Consider the following 25675-nt stretch of genomic DNA (forward strand, 5'->3'; position numbering starts at 1 on the left):
ATGAATACCAACCGACGCAAACTGATGATCACCGCCGCCAGCGCGGCCGGCGCCTGCATCGCATTGCCCTCCCTAGCTTGGGGGCAAGCGCAGTTCAAGATGAAATGCGCCAACATCATGCCGGCCGACCATCCACTCAATGTGCGCCTGACCGAGGCCAGCGCCAGGATCAAGGAGCAGACCAACGGCCAGGTCGACATCGCCGTCTTCCCGTTCAGCCAGTTGGGCACGGACGCGGACATGTTGTCGCAGGTACGGGCGGGCGCGATCGATATCTTCGTCCAGTCCGGGCTCATCCTGGGCTCGCTGGTGCCGGTGGCGGCGATCAACGGCATCGGTTTCGCATTTTCCGACTATGCCAAGGTGTGGCAGGCGATGGACGGCCCCTTGGGCAACCACATCCGGGCCGCCTTCCTGAAGTCGAACCTGATCGCGTTCGACAAGATGTGGGACAACGGCTTCCGGCAGGCACTGTCTACCGGAAAGCCGATCCGTACTCCGGACGACCTGAAGGCCTTCAAGATCCGGGTGCCCCCGAGCCCGCTCTGGACCTCGCTTTTCAAGTCTCTGGGCGCGGCGCCGGTGTCCATTCCGTGGGCGGAAACATACTCCGCGCTGCAAACCCGGATGGCGGACGGCATTGAAAACGCGCTGGCGACCATCTACTTCTCCAAGATGTATGAGATCTCCAAGCATGTCTCTTACACCAATCACATGTGGGATGGGTTCTGGACGGTTGCCAACAGAAAGTCATTGGAATCGCTGCCGGCATCGGCGCGGGACATCGTTGTCAGGGAAATCAACGATGCGGCGGTCAAGGAGAGGGTCGATGTCGAGAAGCTCAATGGGGCGCTGGTCACGCAGCTGGCGCAGAAAGGGGTCCAGTTCACCCAGGTCGACCGCGCACCGTTCCAGGAAAAACTGCGCCAGTCCGGCTTCTATACCGAGTGGAAACGCCGCATGGGCGATGAAGCATGGTCCTTGCTCGAAGCGACCACAGGCAAGCTGGCCTGACTAACCGACCTAACCGACCTAAGCACCAGCGTTCTTTGCGTGCGGGCATGGCGGAAACCATGCCCGGTTTTAAACCAGCCCTTCTTCTTGCTGCGCTGTCTGATGACTTCCGCTTTCAACCGGAAAAGGCCGTTCAGGCCATCGCCCTTGCGTTACTACCCGCCCCCTCTCTCTCATTGGGTTGCGGCGAAACCGTGATGCCTGGCAGACCACACCAGCACTACTGCGGCACTCAACAGCAGCAGTATCGCAGGAGAGAATGCCTCGGCGCCAAAGCGATCCAGCAAGGCGCCTCCGATGACGCCGCCCCCTGCGATTGCCAGGTTCCAGGCCGTCACCAGCATCGATTGCGCAACGTCTGCCGCGTCACCCGCGGTTCTTGCAAGAGCGGTCTGGAACAGCGTCGCCGCGCCGCCGAATGCCAGGCCCCAAACTGCCGTCCCCGAATACAGGATGACCGGTGCGCCGGACACGATTGCGAATGCAACTGCGGCAAGCCCGAACGACACCACGCTGGTCAGCGTCAGCATCCGCAGATGCGTATCGATGAATGCTCCCACAATCCAGATACCCAGGACTGAGCTTGCCCCAAACACCAGCAACACCAAACCGATCTGGTCAGCCATGCCCAGCGCGGCGAGAAACGGCGAGATAAAGGTGTAGAGAATGTTGTGGGCGAGCACGAACAGCAACACCACGAGCAACACCGGGCGCACCTCCGCCATGACCAGCACTCGCAGCAGCGGCAGACGACTTGTCGACGCCTGCCCGGGGAAATCGGGAACCTTCATCCGTACCCATGCCATCAGCAGCAGGGCGAGCATGCTCATGGCGCCAAAGCACATGCGCCAGCCGACCAGATTGCCCAGGAAGGTGCCAGCGGGCACGCCAAGCGACAATGCCAGCGGCGTCCCCACCATCGCAATGGCGATCGCCCGTCCCTTCTTGTGGGGCGGCACCATGCGCGCGGCGTAGCCCGCCAGCAATGCCCACAGCAGCCCGGCCGCCATGCCAGCCAGCAGGCGCGCCGCCATGGTCAGCAGGTAGCTGTGCGAGAAAGCCGTTACCGTATTGGCGATGGCGAAGCCGGCGACGGCCGATAGCAGCAATGGACGGCGTCGCATGCCCTGAGTGGCGGCCGTCAATGGAATGGCGGCCACCAGCGAGCCGATGGCGTAGACCGTGACCAGTTGGCCAGCCAGCGCTGCGGAGATGTCCAGGCCGGCGCCGATCTGCGGCAACAGGCCGGCCGGCAGGGCCTCGGTCAGGATCGTGATGAACCCCGCCAACGCCAGGGCCGCAAGCGATCCGATCGGCATGCGCTCAGTATTCAAGATGCGCACCGATTCGTCTCCAGCGAACGATAGACGGCATCGCGAAGATCGGTCACAAAACGTCCCGACATGCCTTCGTAAAGGGTATTGGTGAACGCGACCACGCTCAGCTTCTGTACCCGGTCCACGAACCAGGCATGGCCGTAGGCGCCGCCCCAGCGCCAGGTACCGTTCGATTCCGGCGAAGCAGCCAATGTCCGGTCGCGCAAGATGGAAAACCCCAGGCCAAAGCCGAATCCAGGCGCATTCGGCAATTCCTGGCCGCGGGTCTGGTCCTGCGCCATCTCGGCAATCAGTTCGCCGGGCAGCAACGGGGCGCCACCTTGGCGCAAGGTCTCAAGAAGGCGCAGGAAGTCGGGGGCCGTCCCCGCCATGCCGGCGCCGCCCGAAGGAAAGGCCCGCGCATCGAAGATGCGCGCCGGACTGTAGGCAATGCCAACCGCACCATCGAATGGCGACACTGTCTCGCCCTCTCCCAGCCGGTGCGGCACGGGGGCATCATTGACGTAGGCAGTGGCGACGCGTTTCGGGTCGCGCGCGGTAAAGCCGGTATCCGGCATCCCCAACGGGCCGGTCACCAACTGCGCGACAGCCTCCCCCAGCGGCCCGCCATAAACCCGCTCGATCAAGGCCCCCAGTATGTCAATGGCCAGCGAATAACCCCAGCCTGTGCCCGGCGCATACTGCAGCGGCACGCTGGCGATCCGGCGCAGGTTCTCTGCGAGGCCGATACCGGCGGCATCCATGCCATCGGATACCCCTGCCCGTGCATAGGGCCCGGCGCCGTCATTTTCTAAAAAGCGATAACCCAAGCCCGCCGTATGGCTCAGCAGTTGCCGGGGCGTGATCCGCGCCGGAGCGCCATCAGGCAGTCGCGGCTGAAACTCGGGCAGCCAGCGCTCGATGCTGCCGTCAAGATCGATCCTGCCTTGCGCAACCAACGCCAGTGCCGCTACCGAAACGATCGGCTTGCTGACGGAGGCCAGCCGGAAGACGGCGTCGAGCGTCATTGGACGGCCCAGTTCGCGGTCAGCCAGACCGGCCGCCTGCTGGTGGATCAATTCACCGTCGCGTGCCACCAGCACGACGGCGCCCACCAGGCGTTGGGCCTTGATGGTGTGCTCGACCAGCGCATCGATATGGCGCAACGAAGGGGTGGCCGAAGTCTGGCGATGAAGGTGAGGCATGGGATTCGTCACGACAAGTCCTTGATTCAATGGGCAAGAACGTGAGAATAGGCATCAGACAACCAAAGAAAAAGTAGTCTATAGTTCCTCCTTATAAGGAACAAAGTGTCCGCAATTGGAATACAAGATGGATAGTCTCAATGGTTTCGTGGTGTTTGTGCAGGTGGCCGACACCCGCAGCTTCGTCGCCGCCGGCAGGCTGCTGGGCGTTTCCGCTTCTGCCGTGGGCAAGAGCGTGGCAAGGCTGGAAGAGAAGTTGGGCGTGCGGCTATTTCACCGAAGCACGCGCAGCATCACCCTCACGGCCGAAGGCGCCCTGTTCCTGGAGCGCAGCCGCCGTATCCTGGGCGAGATCGAGGCAGCGGAACTGGAGCTGTCCGAGACGCGGCAGGCGCCGAAAGGCAAGCTTCGCATCAGCCTGCCCCTGGTCAGTTCGCTGGTCATGCCGGCACTCAGCGCTTTCATGCGCCGCTACCCGGAAGTCGAATTGGACGTGGATTTCTCGGACCGGCTGGTCGATGTGATCGAAGAAGGTTTCGATGTGGTGATGCGTACCGGCGAGCCGGCCGACTCCCGGCTGATGTCGCGCGTCCTTGGCAATTATCATCTGCAACTCGTCGCCGCTCCCGGCTACCTCAAGCAACGCCCGGCACCGAAGGTTCCCGCCGATCTGGCTCACCACGCTTGCCTGCAGCACAAGTTCCCCTCCACCGGCAAGTTGGAACCATGGCCCTTCAAACGCAATGAAGACATGCTGCAATGGGAGCTGCCCGCTTCGATGGTGTGCAACACCTCAGCCGCCTTGATGGATCTCGCCCTGGATGGCCTGGGTATCGCGTGCTTGCCCGACTTCATGGTTCGCCGGGCCATCGCGCGCGGCAAACTGGTGCCCGTGCTCGAACGCCATATCCAGCATTGCGGCACGTTCCGATTGCTGTGGCCGTCCAGCAAGAATCTCGCGCCAAAGCTGCGCGTATTCATTGACTTCATGGCTGAGTCACTCTTCCCCAAAGCAGCTTAGGCCGTTGTTCGATTGCCGTTGTTTTTCATGCGCCATGGCACCCTGAGCTTACGCTGACTAACGTCTTGTGCCAGCGGGTGTCCCCACTTCCACTTATGGACGCCCAACCAAAGAAGCCACCCGGCTTGAGCGGCCAGGAGCAGGGCTTGCACAAGGAGGGCAATTGCCTTTTTCTGCATGGGGTCGTCCGATGAGACATTGGCAAACAAAACTACACAATGAGTATATTTATTGATTTAATTACTCAATGCGCATATTATTTCCCGCATGAATACGCCACAACAAGTGTTTTTACGCGACGCAATGCGTATATTAAATATGACGCGGGAATCCTTTTCCCAGCGCATCGGCTGCACCAAGCGCGCCCTGGACGCCTGGCTCTTGCCCGATGAATCGAGCGAATTCCGCGCCATGCCCGAGATGGCGCGGCGCTTCATCTCGGAAATCCTGGCGGCAAGCGACCTCCGCGCTGTACACGACGACCTCGCGCCAGCAACGCCACCGGGCAAGGAGGCGCCGCCGCGCGATTTCGGCCGTCTGAGCCACTTGCTGTCGGTGGAGCAATTCAGTCGCGATTCCACCGAGCGCCTGTTCGCACTCGCGGATGCCATGCAGCCCATCGCGCGACGGCGCAAGGTCACACGCGTGCTGGAAGGCGCGGTGCTGGCCAACCTGTTCTTCGAGGCCAGCACGCGCACCCGCCTCAGCTTCGCGTCTGCCTTCATGCGCCTGGGCGGTTCGGTGTGCGATACCACCGGCTTCACTTATTCATCGATGGCCAAGGGCGAATCCATCCGCGACACCAGCCGCACCGTCAGCGGCTACGCCGACGTGGTGGTGGTGCGCCATCCCGAGCAGGGATCGGTCGCGCAGTTCGCCGCCGCCACCCATGTCCCGGTGATCAACGGCGGCGACGGCGCGGGTGAACACCCGACCCAGGCGCTCATCGACCTGTACACGGTGCAGCGCGAGTTTTCCCGGCTGGACAAGCTGATCGACGGCGCCCATATCGTCATCACCGGCGACCTCAAGTACGGGCGCACCGCCCATTCGCTGATCCAGCTGCTCTCGCTGTACCGGCGCATGCGTTTCACGCTGGTGTCACCGCCGTCGCTGGAAATGCCCGAGGAAATCACCCGCCTGATCGCCTTGCGCGGCCATGACCTGGAGATATCGGATTCGCTGGAACGCGCACTGCCGGGCGCCGACGTGGTTTACACCACCCGCATCCAACGCGAGCGCCTCACTGGCGAGACCATCGACGGCTTCCTGTCCGCCTTCGAGATCAACAAGAAGGTGATTGATCGATACTGCAAGAAGGACGTGATCGTTATGCATCCCTTGCCGCGCGACAGCCGGCCCGGCGCCTACGATCTCAGCACCGACCTCGATGGCGACCCGCGCCTGGCCATCTTCCGCCAGACCGACAACGGCGTGCCGGTGCGCATGGCCATTTTTGCCGCCATCCTCGGCGTTGAGGGCATGGTGCAACGCTCTCTCCATGATGCAATGTGGGCTGTCCCGCAGACGTTGGGCCCCGACGATATGCTGGCCGAAGATCCGTTGGGGGCCGTGGCGCGATAGGAACAAGGGACGCATTCAAGCCGGGCCGTATTTGACGAGCGCTTGCTCAACCGCCCGGCCGATATCGCGCCGGCGCTCACAGCATCTCCAGCGCCATGGCAGTGGCTTCGCCGCCGCCGATACACAGGCTGGCGATCCCCTTCTTGCCGCCGGACTTCCTCAGCGCGCCGAGCAGGGTGACCAGGATGCGGGCGCCGGATGCGCCGATCGGATGTCCCAGGGCGCAAGCCCCGCCGTGGACGTTCACCCGTTCAAGATCAAGGCCAAGATCGAACGCTGCCGCCATCGGCACCACCGCAAACGCCTCGTTGATCTCGAACAGATCGATCTGGCCGGCGCCAAGGCCTGTCTTCTGGAACAGTTTTTTCATGGCGCCCACCGGCGCCGATGGGAAGTTTGCCGGAGTGCCGGCGTAGGCGGCATGGCCGATGATCCGGGCGACAGGTTCCAGCCCGAGCCGTTCCGCCACGGACGCGCGCGCCAGCACCAGCGCCGCGGCTCCGTCGGAAATCGACGACGAATTCGCCGCAGTGACGGTGCCGCCAGGCTTGAAGGCAGGCTTGAGGGACGGCACACGCTCCAGGTTCACGGCGAAGGGTCCCTCGTCTTTTTCCACGACGACGGCGCCTTTCTTTCCCTCGACCTTGATGGGCGCGATTTCCCAATCGAAACTCCCGTCCAGGCTGGCGTTCTTTGCACGGATGGTGGAACGGATGCTGTAGGCGTCCTGGTCTTCCCGCGAGAAGCGGTAACTTTCCGCACACTCCTCGGCAAAGCATCCCATCAGGCGGCCCCGGTTCTCGTCCGAGTAGGCATCTTCCAGTCCGTCCAGGAACATGTGATCGAGCAGCCTGTCGTGCCCCAGCCGATAGCCGCGGCGCGCTTTCGGCAACAGGTAGGGCGCGTTGCTCATCGACTCCATACCGCCCGCCACGACGATGGATGAGCTGCCCGCCAAAATGCTGTCGTGACCGAGCATGACGGACAGCATGGCCGAACCGCAGACCTTATGGATGGTGGCGCAGGCGACGCTGTCAGGCAGCCCCGCCCGCAACGCGGCCTGACGCGCCGGCGCTTGCCCCAGGCCGGCTTGCAGGACGCAACCCATCAGGGCCTGTTCGACCAGTTCCGGATCGATGCGCGATCGGGCAACCGCGGCTTCGATGGCGTAGCCGCCGAGCTGCGGACCGGACAGGTCGGCGAAAGCCCCCTGGAAGCTCCCCATGGGAGTCCGGGCGGCGGAAACGATGACGATTGGATCGTGTGACATTGCTTGCTCCTGGCAACGGGCAAAGGGTGGGAAAAAGTGAAAGCAAGATGGGCTATCGGGACATTACCTGGCGGCCATTCGCAGAGCGCCATCCACGCGGATGACTTCGCCGTTCAGATAGCGGTTTTCCAGAACGTGCATCACCAGCGAAGAAAATTCGGCCGGCTTGCCCAGGCGCGGCGGGAAAGGGACGGTCTTCCCGAGCGATTCGAGGACTTCGTCCGGCATCTCCAGCATCATCGGCGTCTCAAAGATGCCCGGCGCGATTGTCACCACCCGGATGCCATATTTGGCCAGGTCGCGCGCCAGCGGCAAGGTCATGGCAACGACGCCGCCTTTTGACGCCGCATAGGCGGCTTGCCCCATCTGGCCATCGAAGGCGGCCACCGACGCGGTATTGACAATGACCCCGCGCTCGCCGGATTCACCAGGGTCGTTTTCACGCATTGCCTGGGCGGCAAAGCGCGCCATATTGAATGTGCCGACCAGATTGATGTCCAGGGCGCGTACAAAGCTGTCCAGGCGGTGCGGCCCTGACTTGCCCAACAGCTTTTCGGCCGGCGCGATGCCGGCGCAGTTGATGAGGCCCGCCACCTCCCCCATCGAGCGCGCGACCGCAAACGCTTGCGCTGCGCTAGTTTCGTCCCGCACGTCGGTTTGAACGAACCTGGCATGACCGCCCAGCGCTGATTCCGCCTTTTGGCCGGCGACCGGATTGACATCGGCCAAGACCACCTGGCCGCCAGCGGCAACCAGCGCCCTCGCCGTAGCCGCCCCCAATCCGGATGCGCCTCCGGTCACGACATACACGCCTGCCTTGATTCCCATTGCTGCTCCTTTGCTTCTTTCTTATGAAACGGTTTGCGCGTTCGGCGATGGCTTTGCCACGGAGCGGTCGCCGGCAAGATCGTGGTTAATGAGCATGACTGCGACGGCGCCGATCAGGCCGGCCACGGCAATGCCGAAGAAGTTCTGCTCCAGGGGAAGCTGCAGGGAGACCAGGAAACCGATCAGCACAGGCGCAATAATGGCCCCGAGCCGGCCGACCCCGGATGCGAAGCCGACACCGGTAGAGCGGATGGCCACGGGATAGAACTCGCCGGCATAGGCGTACGCCAGCAGCTGGGTGCCCAGCGTGGATGCGCCGACGACGAAGACAACCGCGAACAACAGCCAGGTTTCCTTGGTATAGCCCATCAGCGTGAGCGATACGGCGCCCACCACGTAGAACGCCACCAGGACATGCTTGATGTTGAACTTGTCGCCAAGCCAGCCGCCGCCCACCGCGCCCACCATTGCCCCGAAATTGAAGACCAGGACGAAGTTAAGCGCGGAGCCCAGGCTATAGCCGGCCATGGCCATGAGCTTGGTCAACCAGGAACTGAGGGAATAGACCATGAAGAGGCCTGTGAAATAAGCGAGCCAGATCATCAGGGTGCTGAAGCCGCGGCCGTTGGCAAACAGCATCTTCACCGGCGCATTTGCCACTCGTTCAGCGGCGGGCAGCACAAACTCCTCGTTGCCGGACAATCCGAGGCCGGGGTCGATCTTGCGAACGATTTCCGCGAGCTTGTCTTGGCGCCCCTTGCGATGCAGCGTGGCCATCGATTCAGGCATGGTCTTCAGGATGAAGGGAATCAGCAGGACAGGCAGACCTGCCACCAGGAACACCGACTGCCAACCGTACGCCTCGATCAGCTGTTTTCCGGTGAGGGCGACCAGCACGCCGCCGACCGAATACCCGGCGAAAACGATGGTCACCAGACGCGCACGGACTTTCACCGGCGAGAATTCGCCCATCTGCGCGGTGACCACCGGCAGAACGCCGCCAATCCCCAAACCCGCCAGGAAGCGAAGCACGCTGAAGGTAATGGGGTCCTGCGCGAGCCCCGCCGCCGCCGTGAAGACGCTGAAGGTAGCGACCCCGACGGCCAGCATCAATGGGCGCCCGATCTTGTCTGCCAGCGTGCCGAAGAACATCGCGCCGAACATCATGCCGAACAGCGCGGAACTTGCCATGAAGCCGGCCTTGGAGGCGTCGACGCCCATCTCCTTCATGATTGACGGCAGGGCCGCGCCGACGACCGCCAGATCATAGCCGTCGAGGACAAGAATCAGCACGCCCCAGAACAGAATGAGCCTGTGAAACCGGTTGAATTTGGCGCCATTGGCCACCTTGATTACATCGATTTGTTGCATGTCATCCTCCTTATTTTTTGTAGGTGCTGCTTGAGGTGCTGCTTGAGGTGCTATTTGAGGTGCTACTTGCTATAGAACTTCGTGAATGAAGCGACGCCTTCCCGTTTCGTGATCAACGTGTTTTCGATTTTTTCCTTATCTGCGTAACCGAGGCTCATGCCCACGATGAACATCTCCGTCGACGGAATATCCAGTTCCGCGCCAATGATCTTGTGATACTTCATGAACGCGGCCTGGGGGCAGGTATCCAGCCCATGGGCGCGGGCAACCACCATGACGTTCTGCATGAACATGCCGAGGTCCAGCAGGCTTCCCTGTTGCATGACGCGATTGACGGTGAAAAACAGGCCGACCGGGGCATCGAAGAACGCATAGTTCCGGCCGTGCTGCAGGTGCATGCGCTCCTTGTCGCCCTTCTGGATATCGAGCAGGCCATACAGGTTCCATCCGACTTCTCGCCTTCTGTCGATATAAGGAGATATCCAATCCGTCGGGTAGTACTCCCACTCATCCTTATGCCGGGCGGCCAACGCGGGGTTGTCGTCCACTTCGCGGATGGCGGCGCACAGCCTTTCCTTGGCGGCGCCGCTCACCACGTACACATGCCAGGGCTGGAGGTTCACGCCGGTCGCGGCAAACCGGGCCACGTCCAATATTTTTTCAATCGTCTCTCTTGGCACCGCAGCGGGAAGAAAGGCGCGGATGCTGCGCCGCGTTGCGATGGCCCATTCGACGGCTTCACGCAACGATTCTTCGTTCATCGGGGGAGGTCCATCTCGGTCCATCTTCATCTCCTGTGTGTTTTTAATTCGCCGATGACCGTTCGGCGTAGTGACGGAGATTAGAGGCGATGATGGATGCGTGCTGTCCTGTTCAAGACATTGTCCTGTGCAAGACAGTTAATGCAGAGAAGCGGCAAATGAAGCGCAATGTCTTGTTCAGGACAGTCTTGCGCCGTCGTCCGCACCTACAGTAGCTCCTGAGGCAGGGGCGCTCCTGCGTTTGGAACAAGCGCAGAAATCGCCGCATCCAATAAATCTAAATAATTCAGGAGACATCAGATGCAAAATTCCATCTATGGGAAAGGGCTTTCCCGTACGCCGGCCAATCACTTGCCATTGACGCCGTTACATTTCCTCGACCGCAGCGCCGAGCAATATCCCGACCGGATTGCCATAGTGCACGGCAGCTTTCAGCAAACCTGGCGCGAAACGCGCCTGCGCTGCCGCCGTCTGGCCAGCGCACTGGTCAAGCGCGGCATACAGGCAGGCGATACCGTCTCGATCCTGACGCCCAATACGCCGGCCATGCTGGAGGCCCACTTCGGCATACCGCTTAGCGGAGCGGTTTTGAACAGCATTAACTGCAGGCTGGATCCGGACGGCGTCCGATTCATCCTTGAGCATGGCGAATGCAAAATTCTGCTGGTCGATCGCGAGTTCGCGGAGCTGGTTGCGCAGGCGGTGACGGATCTTCCCGGCCAGCCGCTGATCGTCGACATCAACGACCTGGAGGCGCCTCCCGGCAATGCGATCGGGGCACTGGACTACGAGGCCTTGTTGGCGGAAGGAGACCCCGATTTCCCCGGGGTATGGCCGACGGACGAATGGGATGCCATCGCCCTGAATTACACCTCCGGGACGACATCCGATCCGAAGGGCGTCGTCCCCAGCCACCGCGGCACGTATGTGATGAGCATGCTGCAGCTGACCGACTGGGGCATGCCGCGCAACCCGACCTACCTGTGGACGCTGCCCATGTTCCACGCCAACGGCTGGTGCTTTACCTGGGCAATCACCGCCGCCGCGGGCACGCATGTATGCCTGCGCAAAGTCACCGCGAAGAACATATTCGACGCCATTGCCGAGCATGGCGTCGATCATTTCTGTGCCGCGCCTATCGTGCTGGCCTCCATCGCCAGCGCGCCCGCATCGGAAAAACGGCCGCTGCCGCGCACCGTCCGCATTCGGACGGCGGGCTCGCCGCCGCCGGCGGCGGTACTCAAGGCGGTGCTGGCGCTGGGCTTTGAAGTGGAGCACGTCTACGGCATCACCGAGGCTTCCGGCACCCCGGTGAGCTGCTACATCGATCCCGCATGGTCGACGCTGGACAAGGATGAGCAATCGCGCCTGATGGCGCGGCAAGGCAATCGCTCCGCCGCGCTCGAGGCCTTGATGGTGGCCGATCCGGAGACGCTCGAACCGGTGCCGTTCGATGGCCGTACGCAAGGCGAATTGCTCCTCAAGGGCAACATCGTCATGAAGGGCTACCTGAAGAACGAGGAAGCCACGGAGAACGCCTTTGCGGGAGGCTGGTTCCACACGGGCGATGTCGCCGTGGTTCATCCGGACGGCTATGTCCAGATCACCGATCGCGCGAAGGATGTGATCATCTCGGGGGGCGAAAATATTTCCTCGGTTGAAGTGGAGGACATTCTGCACCGCCATCCGGCGGTCCTGATCGCTGCGGTCGTATCCCAGCCAGACGCCAAATGGGGCGAAACGCCGTGCGCCTTTATCGAGCTCAAGGAGGGCGTCCAGAAGCCGACGGAAGAAGAGATGATCGAATTCTGCAGGGCGCGCCTGGCTCGCTTCAAATGTCCGAAACGCGTAGTGTTCTGTTCGCTTCCCAAGACCGGAACCGGCAAGATCCAGAAGTTCAAGCTACGAGAGCAAGTCGGCAGCAAAACGGCCATCACTGAATTGGCCAAGGCCTGATGATGAAACGGCGCCACACAGGCGCCGTTTCATTTGCATGGGACGATGGTGCGCCCCCGCATCACTCGTCCTGGCGCGCAAACTCCCGCAGCCGGGGGAGGTCGAGGATGACGACGGAGCCGTATTCCACGGCCAGCATCTTTGCGTCCGCCAGTTCACGCAAAGCCCGGTTGGTGTTTTGACGAGACAGGCCGGAAAGACGCCCGATCTCCTCTTGGGATAACCGCAGCGTCGTCTCGGTCGATGGATACAGTTGGGGATTGAACAGTTCCGAAAGACAAAATGCAACGCGTGCGGGCGCTTCACGCAGTCGCCGGTTCTCGATAAGGGCCACGTAATAGCCGCAACGCCAGTTCAGCTGGTCGATCACGAAACGGCTGAAAGAAGTGCTCTCCGCCAGCAACCATTCGAATGTCATGCGCGGCACAAAGGCCAACTTGCTGTCCCGGATGGCCACTATCGAGTAGGGGCGCGGTTCATTTTTCAGCACCGCGCCTTCGCCAAACCAGGCGCCGCCCGGGACGCCGGCGAAGGTGGTGGACCTGCCATCGGGCGAAACCGTATCCACCTTGATCATTCCCTCGATGAGGCCAAACCAGTGGTCTGCCAGGCTCCCGCGAGGGAAGATGATGGCCCCGCTAGGATAGGCCCGTTCGTAAATATCCTGGCGCAGGCGATCCATCTGGCCGGCGGTCAAGGCGGCCGGCCAGCGCGACTTTTCCAGGAAGGCGGTAAGTTCGGGAGACAGCGACATTCGGCGCATGATCCATTGCAAAAGATATACGGCAGTATGCATCAAGACACACCGTCATGAATGGGGCATTTGTGCTGCGTTGCGATAGCGGGCGCCGCCGTTTTCGGCAGCCCGACAGCCATCCGTGCGAAAGCACGCGGCTTGCCGACTGCTGATAGAATCTCCACTCCTTCCCTGCCCCAAAGACCCGCCAAGTGGACGCCCTATTCTTTATCCCCGTCGCCATCATGCTGGCGCTGGTTCCCGGCCCGAATAATTTCTGCGCGTTGAACAACGGCATCCGGCACGGCATCGGGGCGGCCTTGCTGGCGACATTCGGCCGGGTGGCCGCATTCGCCATTTTCCTGACGGTTTCCGCCGTCGGCCTGGGCGCCATGCTGCTGGCCTCGGAGACGGCGTTTACGGCGGTCAAGTGGGTGGGCGCCGTCTACCTGTTCTATCTCGGCTGGCGCGCCTGGCGCAGCCGCGAATTCCAGGGGCTGGAACTGGCCGACGGTACGGCCTCATCGGCTGCCGCGGGAAAAACCGGCCAGGCGCATAAAGGCGTGCGGGCGCTGGCCATGCAGGAATTCCTGCTCGGCATTACCAATCCCAAGGCCATCATGCTGTTCGCGGCGATCTTCCCGCAATTCATCGACCAGTCCCGGCCGGCGGCGCACCAGTTCCTGGTGCTGGGATCGATCTACCTGGGCGCCGAATTCGTTTCCAGCACCGTCTACGCCGCTTGCGGCAAACAGATCCGCCATTTCATCCGCACCTCGCGCGGCGTGGCGCGCCTGAACAAGGCCACCGGCGGCTTCTTCATCGGCGCCGGCGCATTGCTGCTGGCGGCGCGCCAATAAGGCCCCGCCCAGGATCTGCCAAGAATCTGTTTCACTCCCCGGCCACACGCACCACCAGCTTGCCGAAATTGCGGCCCTGCTGCAAACCGATGAAAGCGGCGGGCGCGTTCTCCAATCCGTCGACGATATCTTCACGCAGCTTCACCTTGCCGGCGGCATGCCATGCCAGCATGTCCCGGCGGAAGGCATCGAAGCGCGTGGCGTAGTGGTCGAGGATGATGAAGCCCTGCATGCGGATGCGCCTGGCCAGCAGGGTTGCCATCCATCCCGGCAAGCGGTCCGGGCCGGCCACCGTCTTTTCGTTGTAGTGCGCGATGAAACCACAGACCGGCACGCGCGCATTAAGGTTGAGCAACGGATGCACGGCATCGAACACCGCTCCGCCGATGCTTTCGAAATACACATCGATGCCGTCCGCGCAGGCGGCCGCGAGCTGCTGCGCAAACTGCGGATCGCGATGGTCGAGGCAAACGTCGAAACCGAGCTCTTCCACCGCATGGCGGCATTTGTCAGGGCCGCCGGCGATGCCCACCACGCGCGCACCCTTGAGTTTGGCGATCTGGCCCGCCACCGCCCCGACGGCGCCGGTGGCGGCGCCGACCACCACCGTTTCGCCCGGCTTGGGTTCGCCGATATCCAGCAAGCCGACATAGGCCGTGAACCCCGGCATGCCGAGTCCGCCCAGCGCCAGCGAAGGCTGCCCAAGATCGCCCACGGGCATCAGGTCGTTGCCGTCGGAGATCGCATAGTCCTGCCACCCGGCGTTGCCGACCACCAGCTCGCCGGCCTTGAAACGCGGATGGCACGATTCGATGATCCGGCTGACCGTGCCGCCGACCATGGTCGCGCCCAAGGGCATGGGGTCGGCATAGCCCGGCCCGACTTCTTCCATCAGGTTGCGCATGTAGGGATCGAGCGAGAGCCATAGCGTGCGCAGCAGCACCTGCCCTTCCTGCGGCGCCGGAAGCGGGGCTTGCTCCAGGCGGAAATCGGCGGGCACCGGCACGCCGCGCGGACGGGCCGCCAGGACGATACGGCGGTTGACGGAAAGATCGGTTGGCATGATATGCGTGTCGGTCATCTGTGAAAGATCATCTGAGAAAGAAAATGTGGCGGTCGATGCCGGCTTCATGCGCTTTCATGCGCTTTCAATACGCGCCGGACGCGGGCCGTAGCGCAATGTCAGCAAGGTGCCCAGCATGATCGTAATGGCCGCGAAGATCGGGCCGCCCAGCGCGCCGACCTGGTCGACCAGGATGCCGCCGCCGATGGCGCCGCTGGCGATGGCGATCTGGAAGGCCGCCACCAGCAAGCCGCCCGCGCCTTCCGCCTGGTCCGGCGCGGCGCGCACGATCCAGGTCTGGAAACCGACCGGGAAGGCGCCGAAGGCAAAGCCCCACAGCGCGATCGACACCGCCGCCACCGTGGACGAGGCGCCGGCCACCCACAGCGCGATGGCCAGCACGGTAATCAACGCCCCGCCGAACACGATGGCATGGCGCTCGCTGCGTTCGGCGATGAAGGCGCCGGCGAAGTTGCCGAAGAAACCGCCGATGCCATAACCCAGCAGCACCGCCGAAATGGTGGCCACCGACAGGTGCGTGATGTGTTCCATCAGCGGACGGATATAGGTGAACCCGGCGAAGTGGCCCGAGATCACCAGCAGCACGGCCAGCAAGGCGACCCGCACATGGGAACGGCCCAGCAGCTCGAACAGCACCTTCAGGTTCGGGTTGTCCTTGGGCGGCAGCTTGGGGATGGCGAAGATCTGCACGGCCAGGGTCGCCACGCTCACGATGCCGGCGGCGACGAAGGCGCTGCGCCAGCCCCACAGGTTGCCCATATAGGCGCCGATGGGAGCGGCGCAAACGGTCGCCACGGACACGCCGGTAAGGATCAGGGACATGGCGCGGGCGAACACGTTTTCCGGCACCAGGCGCATCGCCAGCGCGGCGGCCATTGACCAGAAGCCGCCCAGCGCCACGCCCAGCATCACGCGGGAGACCAGCAGCACCGGAAGGTTGCTGGCGGTCGCGGCCAGCACGTTGGACAGCACCAGCAGCATGCTCAAGACCAGCACCACCCGCTTGCGGTCGAAGTTGCGCGTGAGCACCGGGATCGTCGGCGCGGCAATCGCGCCCACGATCGCCGTGGCGGTCACGGCCTGGCCGGCGGCGCCGTCGGACACCCCAAGGTCGGTGGACATGGCGGTCAACAGGCTGGCCGGCAGGAATTCGGCGGTCACCAGGCCGAACACGCCCAGCGCCAGGCTGGCAATGCCGAGCCAGTTGGCGCGGCCGGCCGCGCCAGTGTCGGCGTCAGGCAAACCGGCCGGAGTGGCCGGAGTGGCCGGAGTGACCGGTGTGCCCCCAGTGCCCGCATATTGCGAGTCGGGGCATTCGATGCAGATGGATTCAGGCATAACGGATCTCAACGTAGTGTGAAGACTGCAGTTTATGGGGAAGGTCCTGGACTTTCCATGTCATTAACGTCTATTCTCATGACTATTCGTCCAAGACCAACAAACCTGAGCAAGAGGCGCCAAAATGGCCGACAAAGACATCCCCGATACCCTGACCGACATCCTCCTGGGCCTGCGCCTGGACGGGGTGGAATATGGCCGCTGCGTGACGCGCGAACCCTGGGCGGTGGCGTTTCCGCCCAGGCCCGAGGCCACTTTCCATTTCGTCGCGCAAGGCAATTGCTGGATGCGCACGCAAACCACCGACTGGATGCCCCTGCATGCCGGCGACGCCTTGCTGTTGCCGCGCAGCACCTTCCATGTGATGGCCAGTTCGCCGGAAGTGCCGTCCGTGGATATCGATACACTGGCGCGCAAGGTGCTGTCGGAGAATCTCTACCTGGTCAATGACGTGGGCTATTCCAGCTCCTGCGCGCGTGCCGCCGGGACTGCGGCGGCCGTGGAGAGCGCCGCCCCTGAGGCCGAACCGTCGCACATATTGTTCACCGGCACGATGCGCTTCAACCTCGACCCCTTGCACCCGCTGCTGGCGATGATGCCCGATGTCATGCGCGCCCGCGACCTGCGGCAAAGCGACCCGGCGGTGCTGTCCATGCTGGAGGCGATGGAACGCGAAGTGACGCTCAACCGCATCGGCGCCTGCGGCATCCTGGCGCGCCTGGCCGATGTGCTGGCCGCGAGCATCATCCGCGCCTGGGTCGAATGCGCCTGCAGCGACGCCACCGGCTGGATCGCCGCGGTGCGCTGCCCGCAGGTCGGACGGGTGCTGGCGGCGGTGCATCGCCAGCCCGAACGCGAATGGTCGGTGGCCGAGCTGGCCGATGTGATGGGCGCGTCGCGCTCCAGCTTCATCGAGAAATTCTCCAGCACCGTCGGCGAGACCCCGGCCAAGTACGTGGCCCGCGTCAAGATGTTCCAGGCGCGCCACTGGATCGCGCGCGAAGGCATGCGCGTGGCGGTGGTCGCCAACCGGCTCGGCTACGATTCGGAAGCCTCGTTCAGCCGCGCCTTCAAGCGCATCATCGGCCATCCGCCCAGCGAAGCGCGCGTCGGATAAGCAGGCTAGAATCCCGCCACCCAATCCGATCCATTCCCACAGACGCAAAGGATTTTTCCATGACAGACAAGGTTGCCCTGATCACCGCCGGCGGCAGCGGCATGGGCGCCGCCGCCGCCAAGAAACTGGCGGCCGACGGCTACAAGATCGCCATTCTCTCCTCTTCCGGCAAAGGCGAGGCGCTTGCCAAGGAGCTGGGCGGCATCGGCGTCACCGGGTCGAACCAGTCGACCGACGACCTCAAGACGCTGGTCGAGCGCGCGGCGGCGCAATGGGGCCGCATCGATGTGCTGGTCAACAGCGCGGGGCACGGCCCGCGCGCGCCGATCCTGGAGATCAGCGACGACGACTGGCACCGCGGCATGGAGACCTATCTCCTGAACGTGATCCGCCCGGCCCGGCTGGTGACGCCGTTCATGCAACGGCAACAAGGCGGCGCCATCATCAACATTTCCACCGCCTGGGCGTTCGAGCCCAGCGACATGTTCCCGACCTCGGCGGTGTTCCGCTCGGGCCTGGCGGCGTTCACCAAAATCTTCGCCGACACCTACGCCAGGGACAATATCCGCATCAACAATGTCTTGCCGGGCTGGATCGACAGCCTGCCCGCGCGCGAAGAACGCCGCGCCAGCGTGCCCATGCAGCGCTACGGGAAAAGCGAGGAAATCGCCGCGACCGTGGCCTTCCTCGCTTCCGAGGGGGCGGCCTATATCACGGGACAGAACATCCGCGTGGATGGGGGCTTGACCAGGTCGGTCTGAAGCGCCGGCGGCAGGCGCGGCGGATCAGATCACGAAGAACCCGTGCGTGCCGTCGCGCCCCAGCTGCTCGACCAGGCCGAACTCCCAGTCGAGATAAGCCTGCATGGCGCTGGCCGCATTGTCGGTGCCCTCATACGGCCGGCGATAGCGGTCGATGCGGGCCGACAGCAAGGACTCCTCGCCGGCGGCGAAACCGAAGCCGGTACCTTCCCAGGCTGCATTGCCGCCTTCCAGCAGGTACACCGGCTGCGCCACCAGCGCCTGCAAATCGGCCACCGCGAACTGCGCCAGCAGGGACGTGCCGCAGGTCAGCACATAGCGCGAAGCCGAGGGGAAGTTGCGGGCCGCCGCTTCAATCTGCGAGCGCAGCACGAACCACGCCCCGGGGATATGGCGCGCCACATACCGCGCGCTCAGCGAAACATCCAGCAGCACCGTATCCCGATCCTGCTCCAGCCAGGCCTTGAGCTGCGCCGGCGCAATGCGCTGCTGCGGCGACACCCCGGACTCGGGCACCGGGCGCGGCGCCTCGCCGGCAACGGCAAAGTCGGCGTCCGCAAAGCCATCGGCGACATACACTTCCCACGCCATCTGCGCCAGCCAGGAGGCGGTCATGTTGGCGCGCACGCCGTCGTCGTCGGCCAGCACGATGCGCGCGCCGCGCACCGGCGCATTCATCTCGGTCTCCTGCACCAGTTGGCCGCCGGGCGCGGACAAAAAACCCGGCAGGTGGCCGGCGCGGTATTGCTCGGGCGTGCGCACATCGAAACGGTAGACGGTGCGCCCCGCCGTCTCCAGCTCGGCCAGGCGCCCCGCATCGATGCGCCTGACGCCGGCGCGGTCGGCCACTGCGCGCGCCTGCTCCCGGGCCTGGCGCACCAGGGCCTCATCCACGGCCTCGGGAAAGCGCCGCTGCTGGCCATGCTCCAGCGCCTGGCCCGCCAGCGTCCAGCCGATGGTGCCGTTGCGCAGCGCATGCACCGGATTGGCGATGCCGGCGTTGACCAGCGACTGCGTCCCGATGATGCTGCGCGTACGGCCGGCGCAATTGACGATCACGCGCGTGGCCGGGTCCTGCGCCAATGCGCGCACGCGCAGCACCAGCTCGGCGCCGGGCACGCTGATCGAGCCGGGGATGTTCATGTTCTGGTATTCGTCGAAGCGGCGCGCATCCACCACCACCACATCTTCCTGCGCATCCAGCAAGGCCTTGACCTCTTGCGCCGACAAGGAAGGCGTATGGCGTTGCGACTCCACCAGCTCGCCAAAGGCCTTGCTGGGCACGTTCACATCCTGGAACAGCTCGCCGCCGGCCTCGCGCCAGCCGCGCACGCCGCCTTGCAGCACATGCACATCCGTGTAGCCCAACGCGCGCAGGCGCTGTGCCGCGCGCACGGCCAGGCCTTCGCCATCGTCCAGCGTGACGATGCGGGTATCGCGACGCGGGATGCGGGTCCAGGCATTGAGCTCCAGGTGGGAGAACGGGAAATTGGCGGCGAACAGCGGATGCGATTGCGCATGCGGCGCTTCTTCGCGCACGTCCAGCAGGGCGATTTCTTCCCGGGCCAGCAGCGCGGCGCGCACCTGGGCCGTCGAGATGGCGGGAATGGAAAGGGAAGCGGAGGAGATGCCTGTGGTCATGGATGATGGTTTGGTGATTGTTCGGATGAGAGGTCCCAGATGTTGGGAAGCGTGCTGTTGGAATAGCCCGAGATGAACGGCTTGCGCTGCCCGTCCGGCTGGTAGGTGGAGCGCCGCACCGCGCCGATGTTGGCGCCATACACATGGATGCTGATGGAGACCCGGTCGTCATAGGCGTTGCTGACCTGGTGCACGTCATGCAGCCCTGCGGCGTTGGGCGAGATCGCTTCCACCATCCCCGGCGCCAGCCGCACCGGCTGGCCGATTTTCTGCAAGCCGCCGGCCGCCGGCGCATAGGATTGCGCATGCTCGGCGCCGCGCAGCATGCCGATCAGCCCCCAGACGGTATGGTCGTGGATGGGGGTGCGCTGTCCCGGCCCCCAGACGAAACTGACGATGGAAAAGCGCTGCGCCGAATCGGCGTGCAGCAGGTATTGCCGGTAACGCTGCGCATCGGGCTGGGCGAATGCCTCGGGCAGCCAGTCGTCATGCGCCACCAGTTCGCGCAGCAAGCCGCTGCCGGCCTCGAGGATGACCGGTTCCGGCGGCGCCTCCGACAGCAGTTGCGCGAACTGCGTCACGAAAGAACGCAGGCGCCAGAGTTGCCGGACTTCCTTCTCTTGTTCATCCACCGGCGCCGCTGTTGAAATATGGGGTGCTGCCATGTCCCGCTCCTCTATCAAGATGGTTGGTCTACGCCAACGCCAACGCCAACGCAGACTATAAGCAAGTTTTTCCATTCCTGCCGGGCGCAAGCAAAACGGCACGCCGGCGACTGTGAAGCAGCCGGCGTGCCGCTCGGGCTTGAACCAGTTCCTAGACGATGGCGTCTTCCACCCCGGAGCGCGATTCCTGCGCCTGCGTGCGGTGGTGGCGAATCTCGGCGCGGATCTCCTGCGGGTTCTTCAGCAGGTTGAGGATGGGGCAACTGGCTTCCACCGCGTCGAACAACGCCTTGACGTCCTCATCCGATGCCGGCGAATCCAGGTGCACCACATAAGCGATGTCGTGCGGCCAGATGGGGATGTGCTCATGGCCGGGACGGCCGCCGCGCGGATCGATCTTGCCGCTCACCTCCACTTCCAGCGAATCGATCGGCACCTGGCGCTGCGCCGCCTGGATCAGGAAGATATGCGTGACGCAGGAGCCCAGCACGCCCAGTTGCAGCTCGGGCGAACTTGGCCCCAGGTTGTAGCCGGCGAAATCCGGCGGGCTGTCGCTGATGACCTGGTGGTCGCGGATGCGGATGCGCCGCACGCCGCTGCGCCCTTCAGCCGACACGCGCGCCTGCAGGGCGTTGGGGCCGGCGTTGCCGGCTTCGATCAGCGCTTCGCGCGCCAGCACGGCGCTGCGTTTTTCGCTCAGGTAGTGGTTCAGTGATGTCATGGCGTCCTCGTTGTCTGTGATCTTGTCTGCGATTGCTTGTTGGCGATTGCCCGTTGGCGGCTGGCCGCGACAGTTTCCCGCCGCGCGCGGCGCCGTCGCAACGAAGCAATCCGCATATGGATATGCCATGCCGGGCACATATGGTTGCTCGCTCTTGTTCGTTTGCTTGCGTTCGCGCCTGGTTCATATTTCACATCTTGCGGCCGCCACGCCTGCCGCTTTCCTGCATTTCCTTCGACCTCAGTGGAGCCATGACCAAATGAAAAAAGACCTCCCTTCGCTTGAACAAGACACATCCGCCTCCTGGTCGCGCCGCGACATCCTGCGCGCCGGGGGCGCCGCCGCACTGGCCGGGATCGGGGGATCCCTGGCCGCCGGCAGCGCCTGGTCGGCCGGCGCGCCGCACAAGCTGACCTTCGCCTGGAGCGCGGTGGCGTTCTGCCTCTCGCCGGTGGTGGTGGCGCAGGAAAAAGGCATCTTCGAAAAGAACGGCCTGCAAGTCGAACTGCTCAACTGGGGCGGCTCGACCGACCAGTTGCTCGAAGCGCTGGCCACCGGCAAGGCCGACGTCGGCGTGGGCCTGATCCACCGCTGGCTCAAGCCGCTGGAATCGGGCTTCGACGTCAAGGTGATCGGCGCCGCGCACGGCGGCTGCCTGCGCATGGTGGGCGTCAAGGACGCCGGCGTGGGCAACTGGAAACAGCTCAAGGGCAAGACCATCGGCGTGTCCGACCTGAACAGCCCGGCCAAGAATTTCTTCGCCATCCACCTGGCCAAGCGCGGCATGGATATCGACAAGGATGTGGAATGGCGCGTCTACCCGGCCGACCTGCTCGATGTGGCGGTGAAGAAGGGCGAGATCCAGGCGATCGCCGATGGCGACCCGAACGTGTATCTGATCGAAAAGCGCAACCAGGGCGTGTTCACCGAGATCGGCAACAGCGGCACCGGCGAGTACAAGGACAAGATCTGCTGCATCACCGGCGCGCGCGGCGATTTCGTGCGCAACAACCGGCCGGCCGCGGCGGCCGTGGTGCGCTCCATCATCCAGGCCTCGGAATACGTGGCGGAAAACCCGAACGAGGCGGCCAAGCTGTACGCCAAGTATTCGCCCAAGGTGCCGGTGGCAGACCTGCGCGCGCTGCTCACCGACCTCACTTACCACAACCACCCCACCGGCAACGCCCTGCGCTCGGAGGTCGAGTACTTCGCGCGCGACTTCCACACGGCCGGCGTACTCAAGAAGAGCACCGACCCGGCGCGCTTCGCCAGCCACGTGACGGTGGACGTGCTGGCCTGACATGGCCGCACGCCGCAACCATGAAAGGAGCCTGACATGACGACCACCAGCGTGATCCCGAATGCGAATGCGACCGTGACTGCGCCTGCGCTCGCGCCGCCGCAGCGCCAGGCGGCGCCGTGGCGCGCCGGCTTGCTGGCGGCTTTTGCCTGGCTGGCGCTGGGCCTGCTGACGCTGGCGTGGCCCAACAAGGAAGTCGGCTTCAGCGACTGGGCGTTCACCGCCGAGTTCGGCTACGCGGCGACGGCGGTCGCGCTGCTGCTGGCCGCGCTGTCGCTGGGCGCGGCCAGCAAGGCGGCCGCCCGCGCGGTCTACCTGCTGCGTCCGGCCGGCCAATGGCTGGTCGCCGTGCCCGTGTTGCTGGGCGTGTGGGAAGTGCTGACCGCCAAGCTGGGCGTGCTGCCCTCGCCGTTCTTCGCTCCGCCGCAAAGCCTGGTCGAAGTCTATGCCGAAGACTGGCCGCGCCTGGGCCTGTCCACCGCGCATTCGCTGCGCCTGCTGGTGCATGGTTTCGCCAGCGGCGCGGCGGTCGGCTTCCTGGTGGGCGTATGGATCGGCTGGTCGCGCATTGCCGGTTACTGGGTGCATCCGGTGCTGCGCTTCCTGGGCCCGGTGCCGGCCTCGGCGCTGCTGCCGCTGGCGTTCTTCTTCGCGCCCTCCAGCTATGCCGCTGCGGTGTTCCTGATCGCGCTGGCCACCGGGTTCCCGGTGGCGGTGCTGACCTGGTCCGGCGTGGCCTCGGTCAACAAGAGCTACTACGACGTGGCGCGCACGCTGGGCGCGTCGGAATCCTTCCTGGTATTGCGGGTGGCGATACCGGCGGCGCTGCCGCAGGTTTTCGTCGGCCTGTTCATGGGCCTGGGCGCGGCGTTCTCGGTGCTGGTCACCGCCGAGATGATGGGCGTCAAGGCCGGCCTGGGCTGGTATTTGCAATGGTCGCAGGGCTGGGCCGCCTACAGCAACATGTACGCCGCGCTGATCGTGATGGCGGCGCTGTGCTCGGGGCTGATCACGCTGCTGTTCAAGGTGCGCGACCGCGCATTGTCGTGGCAGAAAGGAACCGTGAAATGGTGACGGCAACGCAACAGGATCCGCGACAGGATCCGCAACAGGCAACCCCGCCGGCATCTTCCGAAGGCGCGCGCATCGACGTGCGGCAGGTGAGCCACTGGTTCGCGTTGCAGGACAAGAAGCAAGGCGTATTGCAGGTGCTGGACGATATTTCGCTGTCGGTCGAACCCGGCGAATTCGTCGCCCTGCTCGGCCCCAGCGGCTGCGGCAAGTCGACCTTGCTGCGGCTGGTGGCGGGGCTGGAGCCGGCCACCGCCGGCAGCATCCTGCAGGACGGCAAGCCGATCGACCGCCCCGATCCTTCGCGCATCGTGGTGTTCCAGGACCCGACCCTGTACCCGTGGCGCAAGGTATGGGACAACGTGGCGCTGGGCCTGCAGGCGCGCGGCCTGTTGAAACAGCACCGCCAGCGCGTGGACGATGCGCTGGCGCTGGTGGGCCTGGAAGAGTTCGCCAACGCCTTCCCGCACCAGCTCTCCGGCGGCATGGCGCAGCGCGTGGCGCTGGCGCGCGCGCTGGTCAACGATCCCCGCTTGCTGGTGCTGGACGAACCGTTGGGCAAGCTCGATTCGCTCACGCGCCTGACCATGCAAAGCGAACTGGTCTCGTTATGGCAGCGGCAACAATTCTCCGCCCTGCTGGTCACGCACGACATCGAAGAGGCGCTGTTCCTGGCGCAGCGGGTGATCGTGTTCGGCCCGCGCCCGGCCGGCATCCGCGCCGAAATCAAGGTCGACCTGCCCTATCCGCGCCATCGCGGCGACGCCAGGCTGGCGCAGTTGCGGCATGAGGCGATGCGCCACCTGGGGCTGGATGGAAGTTGGTGATCCCTGACGCCGGCATCGACTGGGATGCCTGCATCGGCCTGCTGCTGCAGGCGATGCAATCGCTCCAGTTGGGGTTGCTGCATGTGCTCGCCGCGCTGGGCGCCACGCGGGATATCGATGGCCAGCCGGCCTGGCCTTTTGCGCTGCGCCTGAGCGGCGAGGTCATGCTGATCGACCGCGGCGTGGCGCGTGCGCTGCTGGCGGCATTGGCCTATAGCGCGGCCGCCTTGCTGCTGGTGGCGCTGGCCTGCGCCTGGAAACGGGCGCGCATCCCGCTGCTGCTGGCCGGCGGCGCCTTGCTGCTGTTCATCCCCTGGCCGGATACGGCCCTGTTCACCGCCCCCGCGACGCCGACCAGTTTCCATGTTTCCCCCACCGGGTTTTCCGCCACCGCCATCGTGCGCGGCGAACGGCTCTACACGCAACAATGCATCGCCTGCCACGGCGCCGACGGCCGTGGCAACACGCCGCTGGCGCTGTCGTTGCCGGTCGCGCCGCCCAACCTGTCGAGCGGGCTGCTATGGCGGCGCAGCGACGGCGATATCTTGTGGAGCCTGCAGCACGGCAAGGGCGGCATGCCGGCTTTCGCCGCGCGCATCAGCGTCGCCGACAGCTGGGCCCTGATCGATTACATGAAGGCCAATGCCGCCGGCGTGGGCCTCGCCGCCACCGGCGCCTGGCCGCGGCCGGTGGCGCTGCCTGACATTGCGCTGACGTGTCGCGCGCCGGGCGTCATGCGCCTGAGCCAATGGCATGGGCAACGCGTCAGGCTGGTGGTGGCCCAACCCGGGAAGGCGCCGCCAACCGAGGATCCCCGCCTGCAAAGCGTGCTGCTCGACGGCGCGGCTGCATCAGCCGATAGCGTCGGCGCCATCGCTTGCGCCAACAACCAGCGCGATGCGCTGCATGCCATCGCCATCATCACCGGCACGCCCGAGGAAAAATTGCCCGGCACCCAGCTCCTGGCCGACCGCGACGGCTGGTTGCGCGCGCGCAATGCCAGCGGCGACTGGTCGCCGGACGACATGCTGTGCCGTTCGACAACGGCAGGGGCAGGCGCCGGCAACGCGGCCGGCGGGATGGAGCAACTAATCGCGGCCATGGATGCGGATACGGTACGTTTCGCCAAGGGTGGCTTCTTCACGCATCGGCAGAGATGAGGCGCAGGTTCTAAGGCAGCGCTGAATAAGTCCCCCGTGTGCGACGCGCTCTGGATTGGGATGGGCTG

23 protein-coding genes are annotated in these 25675 nt (G+C 64.4%); 11 read left to right on the forward strand and 12 right to left on the reverse strand.

Features of this window, described 5'->3' with window-relative positions; all coding sequences use genetic code 11:
- Positions 1-1014 carry a TRAP transporter substrate-binding protein gene (locus AC07N6_RS23305; protein ID WP_494786288.1) on the forward strand — a complete coding sequence of 338 codons (1014 nt, stop codon included), beginning with the start codon at positions 1-3 and terminating at the stop codon, positions 1012-1014.
- A gap of 173 nt (positions 1015-1187) precedes the next feature.
- Here the strand turns inward: AC07N6_RS23305 and AC07N6_RS23310 are convergent, their stop codons facing one another.
- Together AC07N6_RS23310 and AC07N6_RS23315 are read right to left on the reverse strand one after the other, a co-directional pair.
- Complete coding sequence (locus tag AC07N6_RS23310) at positions 1188-2333, reverse strand: MFS transporter (RefSeq protein WP_494783588.1); 1146 nt, start codon at positions 2331-2333, stop codon at positions 1188-1190.
- Positions 2334-2344: 11 nt separating this feature from the next.
- Positions 2345-3535, reverse strand: coding sequence for a serine hydrolase domain-containing protein (locus AC07N6_RS23315; RefSeq protein WP_494783589.1), 1191 nt, complete (start codon positions 3533-3535; stop codon positions 2345-2347).
- Between the two features lie 127 nt (positions 3536-3662).
- On the opposite strand from AC07N6_RS23315, the gene AC07N6_RS23320 reads away from it, so the two are divergent.
- Both AC07N6_RS23320 and AC07N6_RS23325 read left to right on the forward strand, forming a co-directional pair.
- Positions 3663-4556, forward strand: coding sequence for a LysR family transcriptional regulator (locus tag AC07N6_RS23320; protein ID WP_494783556.1), 894 nt, complete (start codon positions 3663-3665; stop codon positions 4554-4556).
- A gap of 267 nt (positions 4557-4823) precedes the next feature.
- Positions 4824-6140: an aspartate carbamoyltransferase gene (locus tag AC07N6_RS23325; protein ID WP_494783557.1), complete on the forward strand. Its 1317-nt coding sequence runs from the start codon at positions 4824-4826 to the stop codon at positions 6138-6140.
- A 76-nt stretch (positions 6141-6216) separates the two neighbouring features.
- On the opposite strand, the gene AC07N6_RS23330 is transcribed toward AC07N6_RS23325, so the two are convergent.
- The 4 genes from AC07N6_RS23330 to AC07N6_RS23345 all read right to left on the reverse strand — a co-directional run bounded on the left by AC07N6_RS23330 (position 6217) and on the right by AC07N6_RS23345 (position 10394).
- A complete protein-coding gene (locus AC07N6_RS23330; RefSeq protein WP_494783558.1) occupies positions 6217-7410 on the reverse strand; it encodes an acetyl-CoA C-acyltransferase in 1194 nt (397 codons plus the stop codon).
- 63 nt (positions 7411-7473) lie between these two features.
- Complete coding sequence (locus AC07N6_RS23335; RefSeq protein ID WP_494783559.1) at positions 7474-8238, reverse strand: SDR family NAD(P)-dependent oxidoreductase; 765 nt, start codon at positions 8236-8238, stop codon at positions 7474-7476.
- A 21-nt stretch (positions 8239-8259) separates the two neighbouring features.
- On the reverse strand, positions 8260-9609 hold the full coding sequence (locus AC07N6_RS23340; protein ID WP_494783560.1) for an MFS transporter: 1350 nt from the start codon (positions 9607-9609) through the stop codon (positions 8260-8262).
- Positions 9610-9671: 62 nt separating this feature from the next.
- Entirely contained in the window at positions 9672-10394 is a 723-nt protein-coding gene (locus AC07N6_RS23345) for a nitroreductase (RefSeq protein ID WP_494783561.1), read from the reverse strand.
- Positions 10395-10670: 276 nt separating this feature from the next.
- On the opposite strand from AC07N6_RS23345, the gene AC07N6_RS23350 reads away from it, so the two are divergent.
- Positions 10671-12326 (forward strand): acyl-CoA synthetase, encoded by a 1656-nt coding sequence (locus AC07N6_RS23350; protein WP_494783562.1) that lies wholly within the window; start codon positions 10671-10673, stop codon positions 12324-12326.
- 61 nt (positions 12327-12387) lie between these two features.
- On the opposite strand, the gene AC07N6_RS23355 is transcribed toward AC07N6_RS23350, so the two are convergent.
- Complete coding sequence (locus AC07N6_RS23355; RefSeq protein ID WP_494783563.1) at positions 12388-13080, reverse strand: Crp/Fnr family transcriptional regulator; 693 nt, start codon at positions 13078-13080, stop codon at positions 12388-12390.
- A gap of 194 nt (positions 13081-13274) precedes the next feature.
- On the opposite strand from AC07N6_RS23355, the gene AC07N6_RS23360 reads away from it, so the two are divergent.
- Positions 13275-13922, forward strand: a complete 648-nt coding sequence (locus AC07N6_RS23360; protein ID WP_494783564.1) for a LysE family translocator — start codon at positions 13275-13277, stop codon at positions 13920-13922.
- 31 nt (positions 13923-13953) lie between these two features.
- On the opposite strand, the gene curA is transcribed toward AC07N6_RS23360, so the two are convergent.
- Together curA and AC07N6_RS23370 are read right to left on the reverse strand one after the other, a co-directional pair.
- The gene (gene curA, locus AC07N6_RS23365) at positions 13954-14985 is read right to left on the reverse strand and encodes an NADPH-dependent curcumin/dihydrocurcumin reductase (RefSeq protein WP_494783565.1); all 1032 of its coding nucleotides are present in this window, start codon (positions 14983-14985) and stop codon (positions 13954-13956) included.
- Positions 14986-15060: 75 nt separating this feature from the next.
- On the reverse strand, positions 15061-16344 hold the full coding sequence (locus AC07N6_RS23370) for an MFS transporter (protein WP_494783566.1): 1284 nt from the start codon (positions 16342-16344) through the stop codon (positions 15061-15063).
- Positions 16345-16468: 124 nt separating this feature from the next.
- Here AC07N6_RS23370 and AC07N6_RS23375 point away from each other — a divergent pair, with 124 nt between their 5' ends.
- Complete coding sequence (locus tag AC07N6_RS23375; RefSeq protein WP_494783567.1) at positions 16469-17461, forward strand: AraC family transcriptional regulator; 993 nt, start codon at positions 16469-16471, stop codon at positions 17459-17461.
- 59 nt (positions 17462-17520) lie between these two features.
- Positions 17521-18222 carry an SDR family oxidoreductase gene (locus tag AC07N6_RS23380; RefSeq protein ID WP_494783568.1) on the forward strand — a complete coding sequence of 234 codons (702 nt, stop codon included), beginning with the start codon at positions 17521-17523 and terminating at the stop codon, positions 18220-18222.
- A 24-nt stretch (positions 18223-18246) separates the two neighbouring features.
- Here AC07N6_RS23380 and AC07N6_RS23385 read toward each other — a convergent pair whose 3' ends face one another.
- From AC07N6_RS23385 to AC07N6_RS23395, 3 genes are all read right to left on the reverse strand, one after another.
- Positions 18247-19863, reverse strand: coding sequence for a rhodanese-related sulfurtransferase (locus AC07N6_RS23385; RefSeq protein ID WP_494783569.1), 1617 nt, complete (start codon positions 19861-19863; stop codon positions 18247-18249).
- Positions 19860-20528, reverse strand: a complete 669-nt coding sequence (locus AC07N6_RS23390) for a cysteine dioxygenase family protein (protein ID WP_494783570.1) — start codon at positions 20526-20528, stop codon at positions 19860-19862. The genes AC07N6_RS23385 and AC07N6_RS23390 overlap by 4 nt, the downstream gene beginning before the upstream one ends.
- A 151-nt stretch (positions 20529-20679) precedes the next feature.
- Complete coding sequence (locus AC07N6_RS23395) at positions 20680-21249, reverse strand: OsmC family protein (RefSeq protein WP_494783571.1); 570 nt, start codon at positions 21247-21249, stop codon at positions 20680-20682.
- A 259-nt stretch (positions 21250-21508) separates the two neighbouring features.
- Here AC07N6_RS23395 and AC07N6_RS23400 point away from each other — a divergent pair, with 259 nt between their 5' ends.
- Genes AC07N6_RS23400 through AC07N6_RS23415 form a run of 4 tightly spaced genes read left to right on the forward strand, consistent with a single transcriptional unit; the run spans position 21509 to position 25607 of the window.
- Positions 21509-22549: an ABC transporter substrate-binding protein gene (locus AC07N6_RS23400; protein WP_494783572.1), complete on the forward strand. Its 1041-nt coding sequence runs from the start codon at positions 21509-21511 to the stop codon at positions 22547-22549.
- Between the two features lie 36 nt (positions 22550-22585).
- The gene (locus AC07N6_RS23405; protein ID WP_494783573.1) at positions 22586-23623 is read left to right on the forward strand and encodes an ABC transporter permease; all 1038 of its coding nucleotides are present in this window, start codon (positions 22586-22588) and stop codon (positions 23621-23623) included.
- On the forward strand, positions 23617-24447 hold the full coding sequence (locus AC07N6_RS23410) for an ABC transporter ATP-binding protein (RefSeq protein ID WP_494783574.1): 831 nt from the start codon (positions 23617-23619) through the stop codon (positions 24445-24447). Before AC07N6_RS23405 ends, AC07N6_RS23410 begins: the two co-directional genes overlap by 7 nt.
- Positions 24444-25607 (forward strand): c-type cytochrome, encoded by a 1164-nt coding sequence (locus AC07N6_RS23415; RefSeq protein ID WP_494783590.1) that lies wholly within the window; start codon positions 24444-24446, stop codon positions 25605-25607. Before AC07N6_RS23410 ends, AC07N6_RS23415 begins: the two co-directional genes overlap by 4 nt.
- The last annotated feature ends 68 nt before the right edge of the window (positions 25608-25675 follow it).

The sequence above is a fragment of the Herbaspirillum sp. GW821-FHT09A12 genome (genome assembly GCF_059418325.1).

Coding starts and splice junctions, on each gene's coding strand:
- AC07N6_RS23355 (WP_494783563.1), bottom strand. CDS start 13,080: ATGTCGCTGTCTCCCGAACTTACCGCCTTCCTGGAAAAGTCGCGCTGG.
- AC07N6_RS23395 (WP_494783571.1), bottom strand. CDS start 21,249: ATGACATCACTGAACCACTACCTGAGCGAAAAACGCAGCGCCGTGCTG.
- AC07N6_RS23405 (WP_494783573.1), top strand. CDS start 22,586: ATGACGACCACCAGCGTGATCCCGAATGCGAATGCGACCGTGACTGCG.
- AC07N6_RS23320 (WP_494783556.1), top strand. CDS start 3,663: ATGGATAGTCTCAATGGTTTCGTGGTGTTTGTGCAGGTGGCCGACACC.
- AC07N6_RS23345 (WP_494783561.1), bottom strand. CDS start 10,394: ATGGACCGAGATGGACCTCCCCCGATGAACGAAGAATCGTTGCGTGAA.
- AC07N6_RS23370 (WP_494783566.1), bottom strand. CDS start 16,344: ATGCCTGAATCCATCTGCATCGAATGCCCCGACTCGCAATATGCGGGC.
- AC07N6_RS23350 (WP_494783562.1), top strand. CDS start 10,671: ATGCAAAATTCCATCTATGGGAAAGGGCTTTCCCGTACGCCGGCCAAT.
- AC07N6_RS23315 (WP_494783589.1), bottom strand. CDS start 3,535: ATGCCTCACCTTCATCGCCAGACTTCGGCCACCCCTTCGTTGCGCCAT.
- AC07N6_RS23305 (WP_494786288.1), top strand. CDS start 1: ATGAATACCAACCGACGCAAACTGATGATCACCGCCGCCAGCGCGGCC.
- AC07N6_RS23330 (WP_494783558.1), bottom strand. CDS start 7,410: ATGTCACACGATCCAATCGTCATCGTTTCCGCCGCCCGGACTCCCATG.
- AC07N6_RS23385 (WP_494783569.1), bottom strand. CDS start 19,863: ATGACCACAGGCATCTCCTCCGCTTCCCTTTCCATTCCCGCCATCTCG.
- AC07N6_RS23390 (WP_494783570.1), bottom strand. CDS start 20,528: ATGGCAGCACCCCATATTTCAACAGCGGCGCCGGTGGATGAACAAGAG.
- AC07N6_RS23340 (WP_494783560.1), bottom strand. CDS start 9,609: ATGCAACAAATCGATGTAATCAAGGTGGCCAATGGCGCCAAATTCAAC.
- AC07N6_RS23310 (WP_494783588.1), bottom strand. CDS start 2,333: ATGCCGATCGGATCGCTTGCGGCCCTGGCGTTGGCGGGGTTCATCACG.
- AC07N6_RS23400 (WP_494783572.1), top strand. CDS start 21,509: ATGAAAAAAGACCTCCCTTCGCTTGAACAAGACACATCCGCCTCCTGG.
- curA (WP_494783565.1), bottom strand. CDS start 14,985: ATGCCAACCGATCTTTCCGTCAACCGCCGTATCGTCCTGGCGGCCCGT.
- AC07N6_RS23380 (WP_494783568.1), top strand. CDS start 17,521: ATGACAGACAAGGTTGCCCTGATCACCGCCGGCGGCAGCGGCATGGGC.
- AC07N6_RS23410 (WP_494783574.1), top strand. CDS start 23,617: ATGGTGACGGCAACGCAACAGGATCCGCGACAGGATCCGCAACAGGCA.
- AC07N6_RS23335 (WP_494783559.1), bottom strand. CDS start 8,238: ATGGGAATCAAGGCAGGCGTGTATGTCGTGACCGGAGGCGCATCCGGA.
- AC07N6_RS23325 (WP_494783557.1), top strand. CDS start 4,824: ATGAATACGCCACAACAAGTGTTTTTACGCGACGCAATGCGTATATTA.
- AC07N6_RS23375 (WP_494783567.1), top strand. CDS start 16,469: ATGGCCGACAAAGACATCCCCGATACCCTGACCGACATCCTCCTGGGC.